Source organism: Stenotrophomonas sp. GbtcB23, assembly GCF_019091045.1.
Taxonomy (GTDB): Bacteria; Pseudomonadota; Gammaproteobacteria; order Xanthomonadales; family Xanthomonadaceae; genus Stenotrophomonas; species Stenotrophomonas rhizophila_A.
In genome coordinates this window covers 1-309 of sequence record NZ_JAGXKC010000309.1, presented here as the reverse complement: position 1 = coordinate 309, position 309 = coordinate 1, and the positions used below count along the sequence as shown (strand labels likewise).

Here is a 309-nt window from a genome sequence, read left to right as displayed (position 1 = left end):
GCTGTCGACCGTCCTGATGAGCGTAACGTCGGTCCGGATCCCCGCCGCGGATCCGGAGGCAGCCCTGTCGCACGCTGTTGCAACGCTTGTGGCTGCCGCCCGCGGCCCTGCCGCTATGTACCAGGCCACGCGCACACGCAACTTTCATCACAGCTCCCGGCTCGAGGGCATAGACATGCGCAAGTCGAAGCCGGCGCAATCCCTGCAGACTGTACTCAACAGGTATCGAAAGCGCTGAGATGGACCTGTATGACGATGTAGACGACAAGTACTGCATTGGCGTCTCAGGCGTCTTGTAGGAGAAGCTGG

The 309-nt window shown here is 61.5% G+C and carries 1 protein-coding gene; it reads left to right on the top strand.

Annotated features, from left to right (window positions below):
* Positions 1 to 238 (top strand): YhfG family protein (locus KVS69_RS19230; RefSeq protein ID WP_217539556.1); only part of this gene is annotated, 238 nt, incomplete at its 5' end.
* Positions 239 to 309 lie beyond the last annotated feature (71 nt).